Annotated in this window: 20 protein-coding genes and 2 tRNA genes; 9 read left to right on the forward strand and 13 right to left on the reverse strand. The window is 62.7% G+C overall.

Going from position 1 to position 22,531, the window contains the following annotated elements; all coding sequences use genetic code 11:
* Positions 1-10: 10 nt before the first annotated feature.
* The 5 genes from GGR38_RS01965 to GGR38_RS01985 form a co-directional block, all read right to left on the reverse strand.
* Positions 11-907: an alpha/beta hydrolase family protein gene (locus tag GGR38_RS01965; RefSeq protein WP_183622118.1), complete on the reverse strand. Its 897-nt coding sequence runs from the start codon at positions 905-907 to the stop codon at positions 11-13.
* Between the two features lie 30 nt (positions 908-937).
* Positions 938-1,561, reverse strand: coding sequence for a GTP cyclohydrolase I FolE (folE, locus tag GGR38_RS01970; protein ID WP_183622120.1), 624 nt, complete (start codon positions 1,559-1,561; stop codon positions 938-940).
* Between the two features lie 214 nt (positions 1,562-1,775).
* Positions 1,776-1,852, reverse strand: a tRNA-Arg gene (locus tag GGR38_RS01975).
* 61 nt (positions 1,853-1,913) lie between these two features.
* Positions 1,914-1,990: transfer RNA gene (locus GGR38_RS01980), tRNA-Arg, on the reverse strand.
* 69 nt (positions 1,991-2,059) lie between these two features.
* A complete protein-coding gene (locus GGR38_RS01985; RefSeq protein WP_183622121.1) occupies positions 2,060-2,491 on the reverse strand; it encodes a (deoxy)nucleoside triphosphate pyrophosphohydrolase in 432 nt (143 codons plus the stop codon).
* A gap of 107 nt (positions 2,492-2,598) precedes the next feature.
* On the opposite strand from GGR38_RS01985, the gene GGR38_RS01990 reads away from it, so the two are divergent.
* From GGR38_RS01990 to GGR38_RS02000, 3 genes are all read left to right on the forward strand, one after another.
* Positions 2,599-2,796 carry a Flp family type IVb pilin gene (locus GGR38_RS01990; protein WP_183622123.1) on the forward strand — a complete coding sequence of 66 codons (198 nt, stop codon included), beginning with the start codon at positions 2,599-2,601 and terminating at the stop codon, positions 2,794-2,796.
* Positions 2,797-3,008: 212 nt separating this feature from the next.
* Positions 3,009-3,188 carry a Flp family type IVb pilin gene (locus GGR38_RS01995; protein WP_172341543.1) on the forward strand — a complete coding sequence of 60 codons (180 nt, stop codon included), beginning with the start codon at positions 3,009-3,011 and terminating at the stop codon, positions 3,186-3,188.
* Between the two features lie 238 nt (positions 3,189-3,426).
* Positions 3,427-3,606, forward strand: a complete 180-nt coding sequence (locus GGR38_RS02000; RefSeq protein ID WP_172341544.1) for a Flp family type IVb pilin — start codon at positions 3,427-3,429, stop codon at positions 3,604-3,606.
* A gap of 141 nt (positions 3,607-3,747) precedes the next feature.
* Here the strand turns inward: GGR38_RS02000 and GGR38_RS02005 are convergent, their stop codons facing one another.
* Genes GGR38_RS02005 through GGR38_RS02020 form a run of 4 tightly spaced genes read right to left on the reverse strand, consistent with a single transcriptional unit; the run spans position 3,748 to position 7,748 of the window.
* Positions 3,748-4,695, reverse strand: coding sequence for an acetyl-CoA carboxylase carboxyltransferase subunit alpha (locus GGR38_RS02005; RefSeq protein ID WP_183622125.1), 948 nt, complete (start codon positions 4,693-4,695; stop codon positions 3,748-3,750).
* 49 nt (positions 4,696-4,744) lie between these two features.
* A complete protein-coding gene (locus GGR38_RS02010; protein WP_343058956.1) occupies positions 4,745-5,644 on the reverse strand; it encodes a tyrosine recombinase in 900 nt (299 codons plus the stop codon).
* Positions 5,641-7,527 (reverse strand): hypothetical protein, encoded by a 1,887-nt coding sequence (locus tag GGR38_RS02015; protein ID WP_183622127.1) that lies wholly within the window; start codon positions 7,525-7,527, stop codon positions 5,641-5,643. The genes GGR38_RS02010 and GGR38_RS02015 overlap by 4 nt, the downstream gene beginning before the upstream one ends.
* On the reverse strand, positions 7,527-7,748 hold the full coding sequence (locus GGR38_RS02020; RefSeq protein WP_183622129.1) for a hypothetical protein: 222 nt from the start codon (positions 7,746-7,748) through the stop codon (positions 7,527-7,529). Before GGR38_RS02020 ends, GGR38_RS02015 begins: the two co-directional genes overlap by 1 nt.
* Before the next feature lie 89 nt (positions 7,749-7,837).
* Here GGR38_RS02020 and GGR38_RS02025 point away from each other — a divergent pair, with 89 nt between their 5' ends.
* Complete coding sequence (locus GGR38_RS02025; protein ID WP_246404168.1) at positions 7,838-8,500, forward strand: shikimate kinase; 663 nt, start codon at positions 7,838-7,840, stop codon at positions 8,498-8,500.
* Between the two features lie 7 nt (positions 8,501-8,507).
* A complete protein-coding gene (gene aroB, locus GGR38_RS02030) occupies positions 8,508-9,614 on the forward strand; it encodes a 3-dehydroquinate synthase (protein ID WP_183622133.1) in 1,107 nt (368 codons plus the stop codon).
* Between the two features lie 203 nt (positions 9,615-9,817).
* Here aroB and gorA read toward each other — a convergent pair whose 3' ends face one another.
* The 3 genes from gorA to pgi all read right to left on the reverse strand — a co-directional run bounded on the left by gorA (position 9,818) and on the right by pgi (position 14,979).
* Positions 9,818-11,164 (reverse strand): glutathione-disulfide reductase, encoded by a 1,347-nt coding sequence (gene gorA, locus GGR38_RS02035; RefSeq protein ID WP_183622135.1) that lies wholly within the window; start codon positions 11,162-11,164, stop codon positions 9,818-9,820.
* A 90-nt stretch (positions 11,165-11,254) separates the two neighbouring features.
* On the reverse strand, positions 11,255-13,291 hold the full coding sequence (locus tag GGR38_RS02040) for an alpha/beta hydrolase family protein (protein ID WP_183622137.1): 2,037 nt from the start codon (positions 13,289-13,291) through the stop codon (positions 11,255-11,257).
* A 158-nt stretch (positions 13,292-13,449) separates the two neighbouring features.
* The gene (pgi, locus tag GGR38_RS02045; protein WP_183622139.1) at positions 13,450-14,979 is read right to left on the reverse strand and encodes a glucose-6-phosphate isomerase; all 1,530 of its coding nucleotides are present in this window, start codon (positions 14,977-14,979) and stop codon (positions 13,450-13,452) included.
* Positions 14,980-15,219: 240 nt separating this feature from the next.
* Between pgi and lepB the strand changes: the two genes are divergently transcribed.
* The 4 genes from lepB to GGR38_RS02065 all read left to right on the forward strand — a co-directional run bounded on the left by lepB (position 15,220) and on the right by GGR38_RS02065 (position 19,535).
* A complete protein-coding gene (lepB, locus tag GGR38_RS02050; protein ID WP_183622141.1) occupies positions 15,220-16,068 on the forward strand; it encodes a signal peptidase I in 849 nt (282 codons plus the stop codon).
* The gene (gene rnc / locus GGR38_RS02055; protein WP_183622143.1) at positions 16,023-16,796 is read left to right on the forward strand and encodes a ribonuclease III; all 774 of its coding nucleotides are present in this window, start codon (positions 16,023-16,025) and stop codon (positions 16,794-16,796) included. Before lepB ends, rnc begins: the two co-directional genes overlap by 46 nt.
* A 5-nt stretch (positions 16,797-16,801) precedes the next feature.
* The gene (gene era, locus GGR38_RS02060; protein ID WP_425497036.1) at positions 16,802-17,707 is read left to right on the forward strand and encodes a GTPase Era; all 906 of its coding nucleotides are present in this window, start codon (positions 16,802-16,804) and stop codon (positions 17,705-17,707) included.
* 244 nt (positions 17,708-17,951) lie between these two features.
* Entirely contained in the window at positions 17,952-19,535 is a 1,584-nt protein-coding gene (locus GGR38_RS02065) for an ArnT family glycosyltransferase (protein WP_183622147.1), read from the forward strand.
* A gap of 79 nt (positions 19,536-19,614) precedes the next feature.
* On the opposite strand, the gene topA is transcribed toward GGR38_RS02065, so the two are convergent.
* Entirely contained in the window at positions 19,615-22,227 is a 2,613-nt protein-coding gene (topA, locus tag GGR38_RS02070) for a type I DNA topoisomerase (RefSeq protein WP_183622149.1), read from the reverse strand.
* Positions 22,228-22,531: the final 304 nt, after the last annotated feature.

A 22,531-nucleotide genomic window follows, 5' to 3' on the forward strand; every position in this document is an offset into this window, starting at 1 on the left:
GTCTCCCGAATCAGGCCCCGCTGCGCAAATAGGGCGTAAGAAACCGGATGATTCGCGCCTCAAGATCAATGCGGCGGTCCGACCAACTGTGATCAGTGGCCCCATGCCCGGTTTGCAGCTTTTTGCCCCCCGCCTTACGAATCGCGGCCACCAGCGGCGCAACTTCACCGGCCAGCCCGTCATCGGACGTCAGCACCAGCAAAGGCTTGTCCGCCAGCGCGGCGGCGCGCGAGGTGAAATCATAGTCCGTCACATGCGCGCCCAGTTCCTCGGACAGGGCCTGAGGCGTGCTGGCCAGCGTTTCCATGTTTTCGGTCATCATCTTCACGCGCGGTTCGGGCGCCATTTGGCCGATCTGTCCGAAATTGGCCGCCGAAATCAGGCCCAGCGCGACCAGTCCCTTGTCCTGCGCCCCCGCCATGGCGGTCACCCATCCGCCCATGCTGTGGCCCACCACGGCCATATGCGCGGTGTCGATGCCCAAAGCCTTGGCGTGGGCCGGATCGCGCAGATAGGCCAGCACCGCCTGCAAATCCTGCGGGTTCTGGGCAAAGCGGAAGGTGCCGGGGCTGCCCCATGATCCGCGATAGTTGAAGGTGATGGCGTGCCACCCGGCGCGGCGCAGCGCCTGCGCCAGATCGAGGTTCTTCTCATTGCCCGGAAAACCGTGGCAGATAACCACCGTGGACCGGGGCGCGGCGCCCGAGGCCAGATAGGCAACGCCATTGATCTCCACCCCGCCGGAGGGAATGTGCAGCACCTCCATCCGCGCGGGATGGGCCGCATCATGGGCCGGATCAGTGTAAATCGCGGGCGGCACAGGCAATGGCTTGGCTGCCGCCGATGCCAAAGGTGCAAGGAGACAGGCAGCCCAGAGGGCGCGGCGGGCAAGAGCGGGAGCGGTCATGCCCCACCCTCTCACCCGGATCGCGCCGGATCAATAGCCCATCAGGCTCAGCACTTCCTTGCGGCTGCGCGGGTCGGACAGGAACGCGCCCATCATCCGGCTGGTCACCATGCCCACGCCCGGCGTTTTCACCCCGCGCCCGGTCATGCAGCCATGCTGCGCCTCGATCACGACGGCCACGCCGAAGGGGTCCAGATTGTCCCAGATGCACTGGGCCACCTGCGCGGTCAGGCGCTCCTGAATCTGCAGACGGCGGGCAAAACCGTGCAAAACGCGGGCCAGCTTTGAAATTCCCACCACGCGCTCACGCGGGAGATAGGCGATGCTGGCCTTGCCGGTGATCGGGGCCATGTGATGTTCGCAATGGCTCTGAAACGGAATGTCTTTGAGCAGGACGATCTCGTTATAACCGCCAACTTCCTCAAACTGGCGCGAGAGGTGGACCGCCGGGTCCTCATTATAGCCCTGACAATATTCCTTCCACGCGCGGGCCACGCGCGCGGGCGTGTCGATCAGCCCTTCGCGCGCCGGATCATCGCCCGACCAACGCAGCAGCGTGCGAATCGCCTCCTGAACCTCGTTGGGAACCGGCAGCTTGCCGTCATCGGCATGATCGTGGTCATGCAGGTCGAAATTTTCGCTGATCTCGTTCATTCTGCGCTACTCCGGCATCCTGCGCCACACCGGCTGTCGGGGCGTCAAGGAGGAGTCCTCTCGCGGCATCGTCAGCGCGGCTTCGGGCCAGCATGGTTTACGGGAGCTTATGCCCCGATACGGCGCTCGCTTTCGGCCCATATGCCGGCCAAAGCAAGAACAATTCGCGCTTTTAAGAAGGATAGCCCGAAGGGGCATTCATGGGATCATGTGTTGGTGCACCCGGAGCGATTCGAACGCCCGGCCCTCAGATTCGTAGTCTGATGCTCTATCCAGCTGAGCTACGGGTGCACACTAACACAATATCCCAAACGGCCTTGTAAAAGACCGACCATTCCCCCAAAAAGGGGAGTGGTGCACCCGGAGCGATTCGAACGCCCGGCCCTCAGATTCGTAGTCTGATGCTCTATCCAGCTGAGCTACGGGTGCCTTGGAGCCGCGCCTCTAAGGGGACAGCACCGGCTTGGCAAGAGGAAAATGACATTTTGTAAAAACTAATTATTTTCCCTGCGTTGCCCCCGCCCCGATCCAGCGCAACAGGTCGCGCACCAGCGGGATATCGAGCGGCGGCATATCCAGATCCGGCAACGCATCAGGCGCAACCCACGCAAATTGCTGGCCTTCCCGCGCCACAGGATCGCCGCTCCACGCCCGCGCCATATAAAGCAACAGCAGCACCCGGTGCCTCTCATCACTATGGACCTCATCGCTATGGGCAAAGCTGACCGGCATCAGCGCGCGCGCCTCCAGCCCTACGCCCAGCTCCTCATCCATCTCGCGCAGGGCAGCCTCAATCGGCCCCTCGCCCGGATCAATCTTGCCGCCGGGAAATTCCCAAAGGCCGCCGTGCTGTTTTCCCTCCGGACGGCGCTGCATCAATATATGCCCGTCCTCGCGCAACAGCGCCACGGCCACCACGGGCAGAATCATTCTACGACCTTTCCTAACCGTCTGGGAAATTCCACCATTCCCGTTCAAGATCTTATTAACCGAACGCCTGCACAATAACACCGCAACGAAATTGGGCGGGCAAGGTCATGTCTATTACAGAAATCCTGGCCCGGCTCCATCGGGACAAAAGCGGGCTGGCGGCGGTGGAATATGCGCTGCTGTGCGGACTGGTTGTGCTGGTGATGATCGCCTCGCTCAACGGCATGGCCAATGTGATCGGCCAGACATGGAATCACGTCAGCTCCGAGGCCCAGACCGCGGTTCAGCAATCGACGGGCGGCTAGGGCCACTTCGCTTCTCCTCATTTTGCATTTTGCCAGGCCGCCCCGCTCCCCCTTTCGGCGCCTTGCGCAAGACTTACCCGCGCCATCCGCATTCTCCGCAGAGGAATCCGGGGCGCTGACGGATTGTTAAGACATCTCGACTAGGACGATGGGACCGCCGGGCTGAGACGGGAAAACTGGCAGGGCGGAAAGACTGCTACAGGAGACTGACCATGAAGTTCATCAACAAGCTGATCCGCGACGAAGCTGGTGCGACCGCTATCGAGTATGGCCTGATTGCCGCTCTGATCGCCGTTGCCGCGATCACCGCCATGAACGGCCTGGGCAACCAGCTCAAGACCACGTTCAACACCACCTCGTCGCAGATGTCGGCCGCCAACGCCGCTGCCTAATCGCCGGCCTGACTACGGGGTCGGGCGCGATTTATGAGGTAATGAGAAGGGCGACAGGGCAACCTGTCGCCCTTCTTGCGTGCGCGCAATATCGGCCTGATCATCTCAAAAATACGACGAACATTTTTAAGGTTACCATAAGTAAAACTATCTTTTTGGTATCGCTTTATCAACACCTTATCAGTATTCCTCCGGGGGTCGGCAGAAACAAGTTGCTCGACGAGACCGGAGACCGACCATGAAATTCTTCAGCAAACTGATCCGTGACGAAGCCGGCGCCACCGCCATCGAATATGGCCTGATCGCCGCTCTGATCGCCGTTGCCGCGATCACCGCCATGAACGGCATGGGCAATCAGCTCTCGACCACCTTCAACACCACTTCGTCGCAGATGTCGGCCGCCAACGCCGCTGCCTGATGGGGGTAATCAAGGGCGGCTGAGCCATTTGCCGCCCGCCCCATATGAGCGCTGTGACCGGCAGACGCTCATGACCAGCAAAAAGGGCGCAGCCTGCGAAGGCCGCGCCCTTTTTCTGTATCCCGCTTAAGGAGCTGCGCCTTATTCGGCGCCGATCGCCAGAAAACGCTCTTCGCGCATCGCCAGCAATTGCTTGGCATCCATCTTGAGCAGCTTGTCCAGCTCCTCGCCAATCGCCTTGCCCAGCGCCTTGGCCGCTGCATCAGGATCGCGATGCGCCCCGCCCACCGGTTCGGGCACGATCCGGTCGATAACCTTGAGGCCCAGAAGGTCTTGCGCCGTCACCTTCATCGCCTCAGCCGCATCAGCCGCCTTTTCCGCGGTGCGCCAAAGGATCGAGGCGCAGCCTTCGGGCGAAATCACCGAATAGACCGCATGTTCGAGCATCAGCACGCGCTCGGCGCTGGCCAGAGCCACCGCGCCGCCCGAGCCGCCCTCGCCCACGATCACGGCCACCATCGGCACGCGCAGCGCAAGGCAGGCCTCAGTCGAACGGGCAATGGCTTCGGCCTGACCGCGCTCCTCGGCCTCAACGCCGGGAAACGCGCCCGACGTATCGACCAGCGTGACCACCGGCAGCCCGAATCGGCCCGCCAGTTCCATCAGGCGAATCGCCTTGCGATAGCCCTCCGGCTTGCCCATGCCGAAATTATGCTTGATGCGCGTGGCGGTATCATGGCCCTTTTCATGGCCGATCAGCATCACCTTGCGGCCATTGAGCGTTGCAAAACCGCCGATGATCGCATGATCCTCGCCATACAGGCGATCGCCGCCCAGAGGCACGAAATCAGTGAAGATCTTTTCGACATAATCGACGAAATGCGGGCGCATCGGATGGCGCGCCACCTGCGTCTTCTGCCACGGGGTCAACGCGCGATAGGTGCTGGCCAGCAGGTCGGCGCTCTTGCGCTCCAACCGCCCCACCTCGGCGGAAATGTCGAGGTCGCCCTCGGCCGCCGTTGCGCGCAATTCCTTGATGCGCGCCTCAAGCGCGGCCACCGGCTTTTCAAATTCGAGATAGGAAACCATGGGGCATGGCCCTAGTGCGCCGCGCAGGTTTGGGCAAGCCTTTCAGCCGTCAGCCAACCGTTCTGGCCGCCAAAGGGTGCCGCTGGTTCACCAATTCGACCAGACGGGCGGCATCGACATGGGTATAGATCTGGGTCGTGCCGATGTCGGCATGGCCCAGCAGCGTCTGCACCACGCGCAGATCCGCGCCCCCTTCGAGCAGATGGGTGGCAAAGGCATGGCGCAGCACGTGGGGAGAAAGCCGCGTGGGGTCCAACCCTGCCCGCGCGCCCAATTCGCGCAGCAATTGAAACAGGCGCACCCGCGTCAGATGCCCATCCTTGCCGGTGGAGGGAAACAGGAAGCGCGAATCCGCTCCCGCGCCCCTGATCGCGATCCAGCGGCGCAGCACATGGCCCGCGCGCGCGCTGATCGGCACCATGCGCTGCACCCCGCCCTTGCCGGTGATGGTCAGCAAGGGCGCATCGCGCGGCGCGGAACGGATCGGCAGGGATACCAGCTCGGTCGCGCGCAGGCCCGAACCATAGAGCAATTCCAGACAGGCCAGCGTGCGCAAGGGCTCGCGCCTGTCGCCTGTGGCCTCTTCCTCGGCGCGGGCGAACAGGATGGCGATATCCTCATGCCCCAGAATGCGCGGCAAAGGTCGGCGCTGGGCCACGCGCGGCAGGGCCGGGCTGGGATCGTCCTCGCGCCAGCCCTCGTCGATCAGGAAACCGTAGAATTGCCGCAAAGCCGAGGATTTACGCGCTACGCTGGCGGGCGAGAGATGCCCCCATGTGGCCGCCAGCCTTTCCAGCGCGGCCACATCGGCGGTTTCGATATCCCCCAGCACATCCTCGGCCCCGCGCAAATCGCGCTCATAGGCCGCCAGCGTATTGGCCGCCGCGCCGCGCTCCGCCGCCAGCATGGCCAGAAACGCCGCCACCGCAACCGATGGCGCCCGGGTCACCCGCGCGCCACCGCTTCGGCCGCGATCATCCGCGCCTCGGCGCCCATCCCCACGCGATTGAGCGCCGAGGTGATGTGATAGAGATAGCGCGGCGTCATCTTGGCCCAACTGTCGCCCTGCATGCCCAATCCGGCCAACAGCGCCACCAGCGCGGGATTGTTGACGCCCGCCGCCGTGTCGATCGCACCGGTCCAGCGGGTCTGGCCCGCCACGCTGCCCTTGACCTTGCCCAACAGCGAATCGCGCGTGCTGTCCTTGATCCGCCCCAACCCCGACAGCGCCGCGATCAGCATGGCGCTGCGATGCTGGCCATCGGATTTGTCATTGCCGATAAAGCTCTCAATCGCCCCCGTATCTGCCTCGCCCGACATCGGCAGACCCAGCGCCAGTTGCGCCCAGCCCGGCGATCCGGCCTCGACCACCGGCCGCCACAGCGCCGCATTGCCATCCAGCCCGGCGGACAGCATCGAGGCGATCAGATCGCCCGATTGCGCATTGAGATCCGCCGAGGGCGCCAGACGCGCCGCCGCATAGGCCGTCAGCACCATCCGGGCATAGCGCGAATAAGGGTTGGCCGCCCCATCCCACAATTGCTGCATCGCGGCCACGCGGTCGGCCGGGGCCACGCCCACATAGGCATCGCGCAGCAACAGCGCGCGCTCCGCCGGTCCGCCGGTGATGTCGTCATTACTGTAAATCTGGCTGTAGAGATCGACCATCGCCGCGCCCGACAGCACGCCCATCGCGCCCGCCACATCGGCGGCATCGGCGCGCAGCCCCAGCCCCGCCATCGGCGAAAGCGCGGTCATATCGGCATAGATCGGCCCGGCTTTGGCCAGCAGCGCATCGGGCGGGGCCAGCCCCACCGCCAGCGTCAGCCCATGGCGCATCGGGGTCAGGTCATTGACATTGTCCCACTCGATCTTGACCGCACGCGCCCGCGCGCCGCCAACGGCGCCTGCATATTTCTGCGCCAGCTCCATATCCATGCCCGAAAGCGCCTTGGCCTTGCCCAGACGGTCGAGTTCGGACTGGCCGGTGGCGGTGGCCCCGCCATAGGTCTGGCAAATGCTGCGCATTACCTGCCACGGCACATCATCGCGCGCCGAGGCATTGAGCTGCAGAACCGGGCAAAAGCCGGTGAAATCGCCCGTCGCAATATAGGCATCCATCGCCGCCTGCGTCAGCGAAGCGTCGTAATTGACCGGATCGACATCCTGCACCAGCGCGCGCGCCGCCACACCTTCGCCCATACGCAGCAGCAGGGCGGCGCGCAGGGCGGCAAATTCGGCAGGCGCCATCTCGGCGGGCGCATCCAGCCGCGAGGCCAGCGCCCGGCGCACCAGAATATGGCCCCAGCGCGACACCATCTGGCCATTGTTGCCCGCCATCACCGCGCGCACGAGGCCCGCATTCTGCCCCGCCAGCGATTGCGGCGCCATGCCGCCCTCGCCCGCATCGAGCAACCCGACCTCTTTCATCGCGCGCTGGGCGCCGGGGGGAATGTCATATTTGGGAATGAGGCCCAGCAGCCGGTCAAGCTTATCAGGCGACAGCGCGATCAATTGTTCGAACGAGCTGATCCCTTGGGGCAGCACCACCGGCCCGCTTGCCGTTGCCACGCCGATGGCGGCAATGCCCGATGAGGCCTCGACCACGGGCTGCGCGGCGATGGTGGGTTCGGGCGTGGGCGCGATGTCAACGCGCGGTTGGCCGGGGCGAACCGGGGCGGCGGCCGCAACCGGCGCGCGGCTGGGGCGCGGCGCGGGCCGGTCGAAACCGGGGGGCAGCAGCGATTCGGGGCCGCCCTGCGCCCATGCGCCGCCCGCCCCCAACAGGGCCAGCGCGGAGCAAACAAGGAGAGGTCTGGCAATCCGTTTCATCACTTCACCTGTCCGTTCACGCCGACCTGTCTGGCCGAAAGTTCCACCGCCACTTCGCGCATCTGCACCGGCCCGCCCTTGATCCACGCCAGCGCCGCAACGCCGCCCGCCGCCATCAAGGCCAGCACCAGCCACCAGAACAGCCACCGCCCGCGATGCGATTTGGCCGCTCTGTTCCTGCCCGCACTCTTGCCGCCATCGCGCCGGATCGTGATACTCAACGTCAAAATCCTCGAAACAGCGCCCCGAAGCGGGCCAACATCATGCTATGCTTGCGCCGCCGGTTAGCAAAAGTATAGGCAACCCGGCAATGGATGAAGATCACACTCTTTCCGAAAGCGCAGCCGAGGCCGTTCATCTGGCCGCCGTTCTGGCGCATATCGACCGCCCCATCGTTTTGGTGGGCATGATGGGCGTGGGCAAGACCAGCCTTGGGCGGCGTCTGGCCGCACTGTTGGGCGTGCCTTTTGTCGATGCCGATGATGAGATCGAGAAGGCGGCGCATATGCCGATTCCCGATATTTTCGCCACTTACGGCGAGGCTTTCTTTCGCGAGGGCGAGCGGCGGGTGATCGCGCGGCTGCTGGGCGAAAACACGCCGGGCGATGCGATCAAGGGGCTGAAGCTGCCTCACGCGGGCAATGGCAAAGCTGGGCTGAAGGTTTTGTCGACCGGCGGCGGGGCCTTTGTGAATGACGCCACGCGCGAACTGATTCTCGCGCGCGGGATTGCCGTGTGGCTGGATGCGGAGCTGGAAACGCTGGTTGACCGCACCGCGCGCAAGGGCAACCGACCTTTGCTGAAAACCGGAAACCCGCGCGAAATTCTCTCCAATCTCAAGTCCAGCCGTGAACCTTTCTATTCGCAGGCCCCGATCAAGGTGATGAGCGGCAACGTGCCCCATTCGCGCACCTTGGCCAGTCTGATGGTCTCGCTGGACGAATGGCTTGATGCCCATGGCGCGAAAGGCTGATTGAACGATGCCGATTATTCCTGTCGATATTGCGGGCCGCCCCTATGAAGTGCGCGTGGGCGCCGGGCTGATCGCGCGTCTGGCCGAAGAGGCGGGGGCGCGTTTGCGCAAACCCGTGGTGCCGATCATTACGGACGTGAATGTGCATAAGGCTTGGGGCGCTGCGGTCGATGCCTCCTTGGCGACGGCGGGCAAGAGCGCGGCATGGCATATCCTGCCTGCGGGCGAGAGCACCAAAAGCTGGGCCAATCTGGTGGCGGTGGTCGATGGACTGCTGGCGCTGGAAGTGGAGCGGGGCGACCATATTATCGCGCTGGGCGGCGGGGTGATCGGGGACCTGACCGGCTTTGCGGCCAGTATGCTCAAGCGCGGGTGCCATTTCATTCAGGTGCCGACGTCGCTGCTGGCGCAGGTCGATTCGAGCGTGGGCGGCAAAACCGCGATCAACACGCCCGCCGGCAAGAATCTGGTCGGCGCCTTTCACCAGCCCTCGCTGGTACTGGCCGATCTGGATGCGCTGGACACGCTGCCCCGGCGCGAGTTGGCGGCGGGCTATGCCGAGGTGGTAAAATACGGGCTGATCAACGACCCGGAATTTTTCGCATGGTGCGAGGCCAATGGCGAGGCCATGCTCTCGGGCGACCGGGCGGCGCGCGAATATGCGGTGGCCTATTCGGTCGCGGCCAAAGCCCGCATCGTGGCGCAGGACGAGTTCGAGACCACGGGTCTGCGCGCCCTGCTCAATCTTGGCCACACGTTCGGCCATGCGCTGGAGGCCGAAACCGGCTTTTCCGACCGCCTGCTCCATGGCGAGGCGGTAGCGCTGGGCTGCGTGCTGGCGGCGCGTTTTTCGGCCCGGCGCGGGCTGATGGGCGCGGATGAGGCCGCGCGCGTGGCGGCCCATATTGCGGCGGTCGGCCTGCCTGCGGATGTGCGTTCACTGGGGCTGAATGTGTCGGGCGCGCAGCTTGCCGCCCATATGCTGCATGACAAAAAGGTCGATGCGGGGCGGTTAGCGTTCCTCTTGATGCGCGGAATCGGCGGGACTTTCCTGACCAAGGATGTGACGCTGGAGGAAGTTTCGGCGTTTTTGACGGAAGAATTGGAAGGGTAAAAATGCGAGGGTCATAACCCTCACGCTCCCATTACTGTCTGCGTTGCGCTCAACCTATCCCAAGGCTCAAGGTGGAAGCGCCGCAGGCAATGAATAGCCTCCGGCGGTGAAATCTCGCGCGGGGTTGAACTCATGGCGCAACAAAGACAGTATCGGGGAGCCACGAGGGGCTAGCCCCTCGTGATATAATCCCTTCCTACTTCTTACCGCATCAACACCAATTCCTCGGCCATCGAGGGATGCAACGCCACCGTGTCGTCGAAATCGGCCTTGGTCAGGCCAGCCTTCACCGCGATGGCGACGGCCTGCAGGATCTCCGGCGCATCCGGCCCGATCATATGGACGCCCAGCACCTTGTCGGTGGCCACATCGACGATCAGCTTATAGAAACCGCGCTCCGCCCGCGCGTGGAACATGTTTTTCATCGGACGGAAATCGCTGGTATAAATCTTGATCTCATGCCCCGCCGCGCGTGCCGCCGCCTCGGTCAGGCCCACGCCCCCCAGCGGAGGCTGGCTAAACACCGCGCTGGGGATATGGTCATAGGCGATGGTGCGGGGCTTACCGCCAAACACGGTGTCGGCAAAGGCATGGCCTTCGCGGATGGCCACGGGGGTCAATTGCACCCGGTCGGTCACATCGCCCACGGCATAGATCGAGGGGCAGGAGGTGGCATTATATTCATCCACCGGGATCTGTCCGTTCGCGCCCAGTTCGACCCCGGCATTTTCCAGCCCCAGCCCCGGCGTCTTGGGCTTGCGCCCGGTGGCAACCAGCACCGCGTCCGCCTCAATGGGCAGGAAACCCTTGGTGTTGACGCAGAGCGAGCCATCGGCCTGTTTGATGATGCTCTCAATCGGCGCATCAAAGCGGAACTCGATCCCGCGCGCGCGCATCATCGTCAGCAGGCGGTCGGTCAGGCTCGAATCATAGGAGCGCAGGATCTTGTCCGACCGGTTCACCACCGTGACATGTGCGCCCAGAGCGTTGAATATACCTGCAAATTCCAGCGCAATATAGCCCGCCCCCTGAATCACCACCCGCTTGGGGAAGCTCTCCAGATGGAACACTTCATTACTGGTGATCGCATGTTCATTGCCCGGAAATTCGGGCATTACCGGCCACGCGCCCACGGCCACCAGAATGAATTTCGCGCTGATCTCGCGCCCGCTGGCCAGCCGCACCGTGTTCGGCCCGGCGATGGTGGCGCGTTCGTGGAAATGCTCGACCTTATTGTTGTCCAGCGTGGAGGTGTAGGCCCGCTCCAGCCGATCCACATCGCTGGCCACGAAATCGCGCAGCGCCGCCCAGTCGAAGCTCTTCTCGCCCAGCGTCCAGCCCAGCTTGGCCGTATCGTGCAGTTCCTCGGCAAACTGGCTGGCGTAAACCAGCAGTTTCTTGGGCACGCAGCCCCGGATCACGCAGGTGCCGCCAACGCGGAATTCCTCGGCCACGGCCACGCGCGCGCCATGGCCGGCCGCGATCCTGCTGGCGCGCACGCCCCCCGACCCGGCGCCAATCACAAACAGATCGTAGTCAAATTCGGCCATTTTCAAACTCCACCGGGGGACATGTCATTGCGCGCCGATATGGGGCCAGCCACACATTTTGCCAATAGATAGTATGTAACACTGACAATATTAATCCGCCGGATTGTTCTTCTTCAAAAACACATCCAACTTGTCATACCAAAGCTTGGCATTCACGCTTTTGGAAAAGCCGTGCCCCTCGCCCGGTATGCCATAGAACTCATAGTCCTTGCCCGCCGCCTTCAGCGCATCGGCCATCAGGGTGGATTGCTTGTATTGCACGCGCTGATCCTTGTCGCCATGCAGCAACATCAGCGGCACTTTCAGCTTGTCGGCAAAGACGAGCGGCGAGATCGTCTTGAGGTCGAAATCCTCCGGCCCCATCACGGTCTTCTTCCACTCGGCCGCCCCGCGCTTCAGATTGCTCATGTCGCTCAACTGGAACTTGAGATTGCGCGGCATATCGGAAACGCCCGCAAAACTGACCGCGCAGCGATAGCGTTCCGGGTTGCGGATCGCCCCCCACTGCGCCGCATAGCCGCCATAGGACGAACCCACGATGCAAACCCGCTTGGGATCAATCACCCCGTCTTTGGCCAGCCAATCCATGCCATCGTCTAGATCGTCCTGCATCGCGCGGCCCCATTGCCCACGACCTTTTTGATAAAAATCATCGCCATAGCTGCTCGACCCGCGATATTGCGGCTGAAGCACGGCATAGCCGCGGTTGGCCAGAAACTGCACATCGTCATCATAATCGCCATCATCGCGCACGCCATAGGGGCCGCCATGCGGCAGGATGATCAGCGGCAAATTCTTAGGCTCGCGCCCCACCGGCAGCGTCAGATAGGCCGGGATCTCCAGCCCGTCGCGCGCCTTATAGGAAACATAGCGCGGCGCGGCCAGACTGGCCGAGGGCAGCTTGTCATTCACATAGGCCAGCCGGTGCATCACCCCATCGGCCACCTGATAGAGATAGTAGCTGCCCAGATCCGAGGCCGAGCCGACATGAACGATCATCATCGAACGATCGCGGTTTTTCGTGGCCACCCACGCCCGGCGATTGCCCACCGATTTGTCCAGACTGGACTGCAACTCGGCCAGATCCTTGTCGAACCAATGCGTGCGATACTGATCGTCAGTATAGGAAACGCTGACCAGTTCGCCCTTATCCTCGCTCAGGTCGAAATCCTCAATGTCGTTCTTCGCGCTTTCATAGACCAGTTCGCCCTTCTCGCGCTTGGCGAAATCATAGCGATAGAGCGCATCGCGCCCGGTCTTCTCATTCTTCAATATGCGATAGCCAAGGTCGGTGCCGCTCCACAAATGCACCGCGCTCATCTGCGCATCTTCATCCTCAAGGCTCTTGGCGCGCACCACCGTGCGAAAGGGATCGCCATCCTTGGCGCGATAGAGCATGTCCCACTTGCCGCCATCCTTCATCCGGTATCCCACGCGCACCACGCCCGCATTATCGGCATACCAGTCCCACACGCGATCCTCGGCCGCTTGCACCAGCTTGCGCTTGTTGGTGGCGATATCGACACGATAGATGCTGGGATATTCATAGATCGTGGCCTGATAGGCCATCAGCGCGCTCTTGCCCTCGGGATCGACCCACAGCACATCATCGCCCGTCAGCCCCTCGGTCGAACTGCCAAGAAACATCATCTTTTTCGTCACGATATCATAAGCGATAAGCCGGGTCAGCAAGGCCTCATCGCCATCCCACGGCACCAGCTTGCCCACACTGATCAACAGCGTGTTGTCGCCGGCCCAGCGATACCAGCGCAAATCGGGATCGGTCTTTTTCTGACCGATCGGGATCATGAGCGGCGCATCGCCCTTGACCGAAAGGATGGCCAGATTTTCCACCCCTTTTACATTCATCCGCGCCGCAATATGCATCCCGTCGGGCGAAAGGCGGGGCCGCGTCATAAACGGACGTTCGGCAAAAACTTCGGTAGGAATCAAGGCGGGCCGGGCGGCGGCCGCCGCTTCGGCCTGCACAGGTTGGGCCTGCACAGGTTGGACCTGCGCCGATTGGGCCGATGGCGTCGTCTGGGCAAAACCCTGCCCCGCCATGCTGCAAACCATGGCCAGCGACAACGCATGGCCAACACCCCGGCCACGCCAGTAATTCGTCATGAAGCCCCCGCTTTCGACTATATTTGGGTCCGATATCGGATCTGACCCAAGAATAGCCGGGAAAAAGACGATGACTCAATGAATTTTTACGCAAAAATCGCGCCATCTCTTGACAGAAACGGCGCGATTTCCATTGATATTTACGTTTAACTAATGCTTCAGGCCAAACCGGCCTCGGCCAGCAGCGCGGTGGTGCTGGCATCGAACACGGCCTCGCCCTGATCGATGGCATTGGCAATTTGCTTGCCCAATTCCACGCCGAACTGGTCAAACGGGTTGATGCCCAGCAGCACCGCATTGGCAAAGGTGCGATGTTCATGGAACGCGATCAGTGCGCCAAGGCTGGCGGGCGAGAGATCGTCGACAAGGATCGTGGCCGAGGGACGGTTGCCCGGATAGGAGCGCGATTTATCCGCCGAATCCTTGCCCGCCATCAAAGCGGCGCCCTGCGCAAAGCAGTTCATCAGCAGGATGCGGTGATGGGCCGGGTCAAGCTGGTCGCCCGGCGCGATGCTGGCGATGAAATCGACCGGCACGGTGATCGTGCCCTGATGGAGAAGCTGGAACACGGCATGTTGCGCATCCGTGCCCACGCCGCCCCAGGTGATCGGCGCGGAAGGGCCGTCCAGAGGCGCGCCGTCAAAGGTCACACTCTTGCCGTTCGATTCCATTTCGAGCTGTTGCAGATAGTCGGGCAGCAGCGCGAGGCGTTCGTCATAGGCAAAGCAGGCGCGCGTCTGGCAACCGCGCAGATGGGTGTAGAGCTGGTCGGCAAAGGCCGCGCGCAGCGGCAGATTGTCCGCGCCCGACGTATTGGCGAAATGCTCGTCAATCACCGCCGCACCGCTAAGAAATTCGGCGAATTCCTCAAAGCCCAGCGCCAGCGCCACCGGGAAGCCGATCGACGACCACAGCGAATAACGCCCGCCCACGCTTTCGGGGAAAGGCAGGATACGGGTTTCATCAACGCCCCATTCCACCGCCTTTTCCGGCGCGGCGGTCAACGCCACCACGCGGCCATAGGGATCATCGACGCCGTTTTCCTTCAGCCAGTTCAGAGCCGATTTGGCGTTGGTCATCGTCTCGATGGTGGTGAAGGTCTTGGAGGCGACCGCGATCATCGTGGTGGCCGGGTCTGCCTTGGCAAAGGCGGCCTCCAGCGCGCAGCCGTCAATATTGGCGACCACATGCACCTCAACCACGCAGCCGTCGCGGGTCAGCGCGTCAATCGCCAGCGCCGGGCCAAGCGCCGAACCGCCGATGCCGATGTGGATCAGGTGCTTGACCTCGCCCAGCGCGCCTTCATGAATCGCGGCCACCAGCGAGGCGGTGCGCTGATGCAGCGCCTGCGCTTCTTCCACCGAGCTGTCCTTGCCGATGCCGCGCTGGGCGGTGTGTTCGGCGGCGCGGCCTTCGGTGTTGTTGATCTTTTCACCGCCAAACAATTGTGCACGGCGGCCATCGAAATCCTGCGCCGCGGCCAAAGCCTCGAAACCGGCGATATGCGCATCATCGAGATGCATTTTCGACCAGTCGAAGCGGATGCCCCCCAGCCCTTCGCCCAGTTCAAAACGGGTGGACAGCTTGCTCAGACGATCAGCATCGCCGGCGAACAATTCCGCCAGCGTGGGGCGAGGCAGGCCCGCCAGATGATCCCATGCAGCCTTGACCGATTGGTTGGTGGACACGTTCGCTTCACTCCCGTCTTGCAGATGCGATCAATAATTGGCTCGAACCTATGCCCTTTGCGCAAGGATTGGCCAAGGGTGCGCCGCAGCATTTTTACCTCTATCGCGCCGCTGAATACGTTTTGTGACGCAAGGATGGCCCAAACATGCACGGTTCATCCCCTGCTCAGCCAAACCATGGCTTGACGCAGCGCTTCTTGGCCAACATGGCAGCACGGCCAGATTCAAGGATGAGCAAAGATGAGCCAAGCCGAACCCGCCACCAAGCCCGGCGCCAAACCGGAAAAACAGGAGGAGAACTTTTTCGTTTTCCTTATCAAGCTGGTGGTGATCGTTGCTGTGTTCCGCAGCTTCATCTTCTCGCCCTTTAACATCCCCAGCGAATCGATGCTGCCGCGTCTGGTCAATGGCGACTATTTGCTGGCCGCAAAATGGCCTTATGGTTACTCCCGCTATTCGATGCCTTTCAGCCTGCCGCTGTTGCCGGGCCGCATTCTGGCCACCCAGCCCAAGCGCGGCGATGTGGTGATCTTCAAGGCCCCGCCGACCAATCAGGATGACTGGATCAAGCGCGTGATCGGCCTGCCGGGCGATACGATCCAGATGAAGGGAGGCGTTTTGCATATCAACGGCAATGCCGTGCCCAAGCAAAGAATCGAGGATTTCGAGATCGCTGTCTCGCCCAACACCTCCTGCTATCAGCCGCGCTATGGCATGAGCGTGAATTACGAGACGGTGAAGGATGGCAAAACCATCTGCCACTATCCGCAATATCGCGAAACGCTGCCGTCCGACAACGGCAAGCCGGGCAAGTCGTATAACGTGCTCGACATGGAGGTCACGCCGCAGGACAATACCCTGCCCTATATCGTGCCCGAGGGCGCGCTGTTCCTGATGGGTGATGACCGCGACAATTCGCAGGACAGCCGTTTCCCCGTCGAAGTGGGCGGCATCGGCTATGTTCCGCAGGGCAATCTGGTGGGCCGCGCCACCATCGTGATGTGGTCGACCGACGGATCGGTTTCGTGGTACAAGCCCTGGACATGGCTGACCGCCGCGCGCTGGAACCGGATCGGGGGCACCTTTTGAGCAAGACCCTTACGACAAGGCCTGTCAACAATCCGGCGCTTCCTGATGCCACGCGTGCGTTTCTGACCCGCGTGATCGGCGTTGACCCCGATGGCGCGCCCGAATGGACCGCCGCGCTGACCCATGGCAGTTTTTCGGCCCAGAACGGCGCGCGCGGCAAAGGTCTTGAAGATTATCAGCGACTCGAATTTCTGGGCGACCGGGTGCTGGGCCTGACGATTGCCGAATGGCTGTATCAAAGCGAGGGCGCGGCCGAGGGTCGCCTCTCGCAGCGTTTGAACGTGCTGGTCAGCCGCCAGATGTGCGCGACCATCGCGCGCGGGATCGGGCTTGGCGAACATATCCGCCTTGGCAAACAGGCGCGCGATGATGGCGGGTCCGACAGCGAGAACATTCTTGGCGATGTGATGGAGGCGCTGATCGGCGCATCCTTTGTCACGCGCGGCTTTGAACCCACCCGCGCCCTCATTCGCAGCCTGTGGGCCGAAGAGGTCGGCGGGCGGGCGGGGCAAGCCAAGCATCCCAAATCCGCGCTTCAGGAATGGGCCGCCGGCAATCGCCGCAAGCCGCCCGAATATCGACTGGTCGATCGTTCAGGTCCCGATCATGCCGCGCGCTTTACCGTCGCCGTGGCAGTCAAGGGCGTGGGCGAGGTCGAAGCCGTGGCCAACAGCAAACAGGAGGCCGAAACCCAGGCGGCCGCCGCATTTTTAAGGCAATTTGGATGAGTGAAATCGCAGAATCTTGTGGCCTCGTGGCCGTGCTCGGCGCCCCCAATGCGGGCAAGTCCACGCTGGTTAACGCGCTGGTCGGGCAAAAGGTGGCGATTGTCTCGCAAAAGGCGCAGACCACCCGCGCGCGCCTGATGGGCATCGCGCTGGAACAGACCGACAAGCATAACAGCCAGATCATTCTGGCCGACACGCCCGGCATTTTCACCCCGCGCCGCCGTCTGGACCGCGCAATGGTCGCCGCCGCATGGGAAGGCGCCAGCGAGGCCGATGCCATCCTGCTGGTCGTCGATGCCGCCAAGAAGAACCGGCAGGGGCTGGAAGAAATCCTCGAATCGCTCAAGGGCCGCCCGGAGCGCAAGCTGCTCGCGCTCAACAAGGTCGATCTGTGCCCCAAGGAGCCGCTGCTGGTTCTGGCGCAGGAACTGACGCAAGCGGTCGATTTTGCCGAGGTCTTCTTCATCTCGGCCTCGACCGGCGATGGCGTGGCACAGTTGAAGGCCCGTCTGGCGGACCTGATGCCCGCAGGCCCCTGGAATTTCCCCGAGGATCAGGTTTCCGACGCCTCGGAACGGCTGATGGCCTGCGAAATCACCCGCGAACAGCTCTATCGCCAACTGCATGACGAGCTGCCCTATGACAGCACCGTGCGCCCCGAAAGCTATACCCACCGCAAGGATGGCAGCGTCGAGGTTCGCCAGCAGATCGTGATCGCCCGCGAAAGCCAGAAATCCATCGTGCTGGGCAAGCGCGGCGCGCGCCTGAAAGCGATCGGCGAGGCGGCGCGGACCGAGCTGGCGCAACTGCTGGGGGTCAAGGTTCACCTGTTCCTGCACGTCAAGGTTGACGAAAACTGGGCCGATGCGCGCGAAATCTACGAGGAGATCGGGCTGGAATGGGTGCGCTGAGGCGCGCCCGGCAACCTATCAGGTGTGCTCAAGCACCTTGCCTGATCTATTGTGAGACAGGCGTACAAAGATTATGGCAAAGGTTATGGCAAATCGGCTGAAAGCTGCGACAAGACAGTTTGGTTCGAAACCATGAAGTGAAAGCACAGAATCGAAACTGGGCATCGGGGGTTGATGGCCTGACCGCAATGCAGATGGGGGTCTGTTGCGGTTTGTAAAGGCGATCAGACGGACGGAGTGTTTGATGGTCGAATATATCGCAGAACTTCCGGCGCGGCTGCGGGGTGCAGCCAGAGCGGAAGCTCCCAAGATCAGCCAGCCCTTGCAGGGCGTGGCCGAAAGGGCCGGGCTGGGCGCGGTGCGCGGAGTCAATCTGCTGCTAATGGGCTTTGCCTATCTGGCGGTGGGACTGGTGCTGCGCGGCGCCACGCTGGGCTTTCCTGTTATCCATATCGACGAGCAATTCTATCTGCTCGTGGGCGACCGCATGCTGCATGGCGCGGTGCCCTTTGTGGACATCTGGGACCGCAAGCCGGTTGGCCTGTTCCTGCTCTATGCTGCGATTCGGTTGCTGGGGGGCGACGGAATCCTGCAATATCAACTGGTGGCGCTGGCCTGCGTGGCGGGAACGTCGCTGGTCATCTATCGCATGGCGCGCGAAATCGCCTCGCCGATGGGCGCGTGGTGGGCCGGTGTTGCCTATCAGATGTTCCTCTCGGCCTTCTTCTGCTTTGGCGGACAGGCGCCGGTTTTCTACAATCTACTGATGGCTCTGGCGGGCCTTGGCATGATGGGCGTGTGGACGGCCAAGACCGACCGACGCCTGTTCCTGCATGGTCTGGCGATCATGGCGGTGGTCGGCGTCTCGCTTCAGATCAAATACACGGTCGTGTTCGAAGGTCTGGCCTTTGGGCTGATGCTGATGTTCCGCGCGCGGGCGCTGGGCTGGTCGCATGGGCGGGTGATGGCAGCGGCCACCGGCTGGGCGGGCGTGGCGCTGTTGCCCACGCTGGCGGCATGGGGCGTCTATATTGCGATGGGCCATGGCATGGCCTTTGCGCAGGCCAATTTCCTCTCGATCTTTGGCCGGCATGAGGATCTCGACGGTTCGCTGTTCCGCCTGTTCAAGGAAACGCTGGCGCTGTCGCCGGTCTGGGCGGCGATCTTTTGGGCGCCGCGCAAGATGCCGCCGCTGCGCTTTGCCGCGCGCCCGGCACAGGGTTTCCTGCGGATCTGGGCCGGGGTGGCGGTGGCCGGGTTCCTGATCTTTGGCACGTGGTATGACCATTATGTCGCACCGCTGCTGGTGCCTCTGATGGCGCTGGCCGCGCCTGCGCTGGGGCGCGCCCGGCCGTTCCGCTGGTACACGCATTTCATGCTGGGCATCGGCATGGTCGCAGCCGCCGTGGTGACGATCTATAACACGCGTCACCATGGCACCTCCGAAGAGGTCGAGGTGGCCGCCGACATCATCCGCAACGCGGCGGCAACGCCCACCGGGCAGGGCTGCGTCTATATCAACGAGGGCGATCCGATCCTCTATCACATGGCCAATGCCTGCTTTGTCACGCGCTATATATTCCCCAACCATCTCAACGGCATGGTCGATGTCAACGCGCTGGGCGTCGATGCGGGGCAAGAGGTGCGCAACATTCTGGCCAAGCGCCCGCAGGTGGTGGTGATGACGGTTGAGCCCTCGTCGCTGCCGGTGAACTGGCACACGCGCAATGTGATGTTCCAGCATCTCAGGCGGGATTATCAACTGGCCGGTCTGGTGCATGTCGGATGGCGCGATCTGTTGATCTATCGGCTGAACAACCGGCCATAAGGGGCAAAACGAAAAGGGCCGCGCCGGAGATGTCCGGCGCGGCCCTTTTCTTTGTCTGCAAAACTCAGACTGCCGATAATCAGGCCTTGGCCGCAGCTTTCTTCGGGGCTGCCTTCTTGGCCGGAGCCTTCTTGGCGGCAAGCTTCTTGGCGGCAGGCGCTTCGCCATCATCTTTCTTGGCCGCTGCCTTCTTGGGCGCGGTTTTTTTCGCGGGGGCCTTCTTCTTGCCCTTGGTGCTCGGCCCCTTGGCCGCCTTTTCGTCGATCAGCGCGATCGCCTGTTCCAGCGTCAGCTTGTCCTGCTCAACCGCCTTGGGCAGCGTGGCATTGGTCGTGCCATCGGTCACATAGGCGCCGTATCGTCCCGCCAGCAGCTTGATCTCGCCCCCGGTGGTGGGGTGGGCGCCAAACACCTTGAGCGGCTCGGCAGGGGCATTGCGGCTGCGCCCGCCGCCCGCCGCCGCCTCGGCCAGCTTGGTCACGGCCAGATTCATGCCCGTTTCGAACACTTCGGCAGTGGCCCGCAACCGCGCATATTTGCCATTATGCGCCAGATAAGGGCCATAGCGGCCAATGCTCGCGGTGATCGGCTCGCCGCTTTCGGGATGCGGCCCGATGGTGCGCGGCAAGGACAACAGCTTGACCGCCCAGTCCAGCGTCATCTCGCCAATATCCTTGGGGATCGACGCCATCTTGCGCGTGTCGCCCTCGCCCATCTGGATATAGGGGCCAAAGCGGCCCGCTTTGCGCATGATCGGCTCGCCAGTTTCCGGGTGCTTGCCCAGTTCGCCTTCCTCGCCCGCATCGGCGCTGCCGCCCGGCTGCGCGAATTTGCGGGTGAATTTGCATTCCGGATAGTTCGAACAGGCGACAAACGCACCATACTTGCCGCCGCGCAGGGACAGACGCCCCGCCTCGCATTGCGGACATTTGCGCGGGTCCGTCCCATCCTCACGCGGGGGGAACAGATAATCGGAGAGGAACTCATCGAGCGCCTCGGTCACTTCCGAGGGCTTCTTCTCCATCACCTCGTCGGACTTGGGCTTGAAATCCTTCCAGAACGCCTCAAGCACCGTGCGCCATTGCGCCCGCCCACCCGAAACGTCGTCCAGCTCATCCTCCATGCCCGCCGTAAATTCATAGGCGACATAGCGGTCAAAGAAACGTTCGAGGAAGGAGGTGAGGAGACGCCCGGTTTCCTCGGCAAAGAAGCGGTTTTTCTCGGTGCGCACATAGGCGCGGTCCTTCAACACCTGAAGCGTGGCCGCATAGGTCGAAGGACGCCCGATGCCCAATTCTTCCAGACGCTTGACCAGCGACGCTTCGGAATAGCGCGGCGGCGGCTGGGTGAAATGCTGGGTGGCCTCCACGCCCTGCTTCAAGGGCATATCGCCCTTGTTCATCAGAGGCAGCAGGTTCGCATCATCATCATCGTCGGCCTTGTTATCACGGCTTTCGTCATAGACCGCCATAAAGCCGGGGAACTTGACCACCTGCCCCGTCGCGCGCAGCTCATGCTGGCCTGTGCCGTCGCGCATCGTCACGGTGGTGCGCTCCAGCGCCGCCGAAGCCATCTGGCTGGCCAGCGCGCGCTTCCAGATCAGGTCATAGAGGCGCGCCTCGTCGCCGCTGCCGTAATGGTCGCGGCCAAACTCGGTCGGGCGGATAGCCTCGTGGGCCTCCTGCGCATTCTTGGCCTTGGTTTCATAGTGGCGCGGCTTTTCCGGGCAGTAATGGCCCGAGAAACGCTCGGTAATCTCGCGGCGGGCGGCGGAAATGGCGCTGGGGTCCATCTGCACGCCGTCGGTACGCATATAGGTGATCGCACCCGCCTCATACAGCGTTTGCGCCACGCGCATCGTGTGGCTGGCCGAAAAGCCCAGCTTGCGCGCGGCTTCCTGCTGCAGCGTCGATGTGGTGAATGGCGGATAGGGATTGCGGCGGACCGGCTTGGTTTCCACCTCCCCCACGCGGAAGGCGCCCTGCTCCACCGCCGCCTTGGCGCGATTGGCAATGCCCGCCTCGCCAAGGCTCAGCTTCTCCAGCTTCTTGCCTTCAAACTTGACCAGACGCGCCGGGAATTGCGAGCCGTCGTGCATCATGCGCGCGATGACCTGCCAATATTCCTCGGGCTTGAAGACCTCGATCTCGCGCTCGCGCTGAACAATCAGGCGCAGCGCCACCGACTGCACGCGGCCCGCCGATTTGGCGCCGGGCAATTTGCGCCACAGCACCGGCGAGAGCGTGAACCCGAACAGATAGTCCAGCGCGCGCCGCGCCAGATAGGCATCGATCAGATCCTGATCCAGCTCGCGCGGGTGCTTCATCGCCGTGGTGACGGCATCCTTGGTGATCGCGTTGAAGGTAACGCGCTCAACCTCCTTGGGCAACGCCCGCCGCTTGGCCAGCAGTTCGCGCACATGCCACGAAATCGCCTCACCCTCGCGATCAGGGTCAGTCGCCAGGATCAGTCGGTCGGCCTGCTTGGCAAGGTCGGCAATCTCGCGCACGCGGGCCTGCTTGTCGCCATACAGTTCCCAGTCCATCGCGAAATCTTCATCGGGCCGCACCGATCCATCCTTGGGCGGCAAGTCGCGAACATGGCCATAGCTGGCCAGCACCCGATAATCCTTGCCGAGATACTTCTCGATGGTTTTCGCCTTGGCCGGGGATTCGACAATAACAAGCTGCATGGTTTCTCTTGTACTATCTAAGAGGGACGCTCTGGCCGCGATGGCCGCAGGGCCGACAATGCGGCCATGCCCCCAATTGAAAGGCTTGTGAAGCCCGATTGCCCCTTAGAGCGCCGGGCCTCACGTATACGCGCGATGGTGGCGGGGCGGGCGTGCCTTCGTCAAGAGGGCGTGTGGCGGGTCCATTCTCATGGCATTTTGACAGCCATAAGACAGCGGCAGGTTCGTTTCGGAACTATCGCAACTTTACCCGCGGGCGCTCCGGGCCGAAAATCCCACGCAGATTTACGGAGCGCGCCATGGA

It is taken from the genome of Novosphingobium sediminicola (assembly GCF_014196525.1).
Taxonomy (GTDB): domain Bacteria; phylum Pseudomonadota; class Alphaproteobacteria; order Sphingomonadales; family Sphingomonadaceae; genus Novosphingobium; species Novosphingobium sediminicola.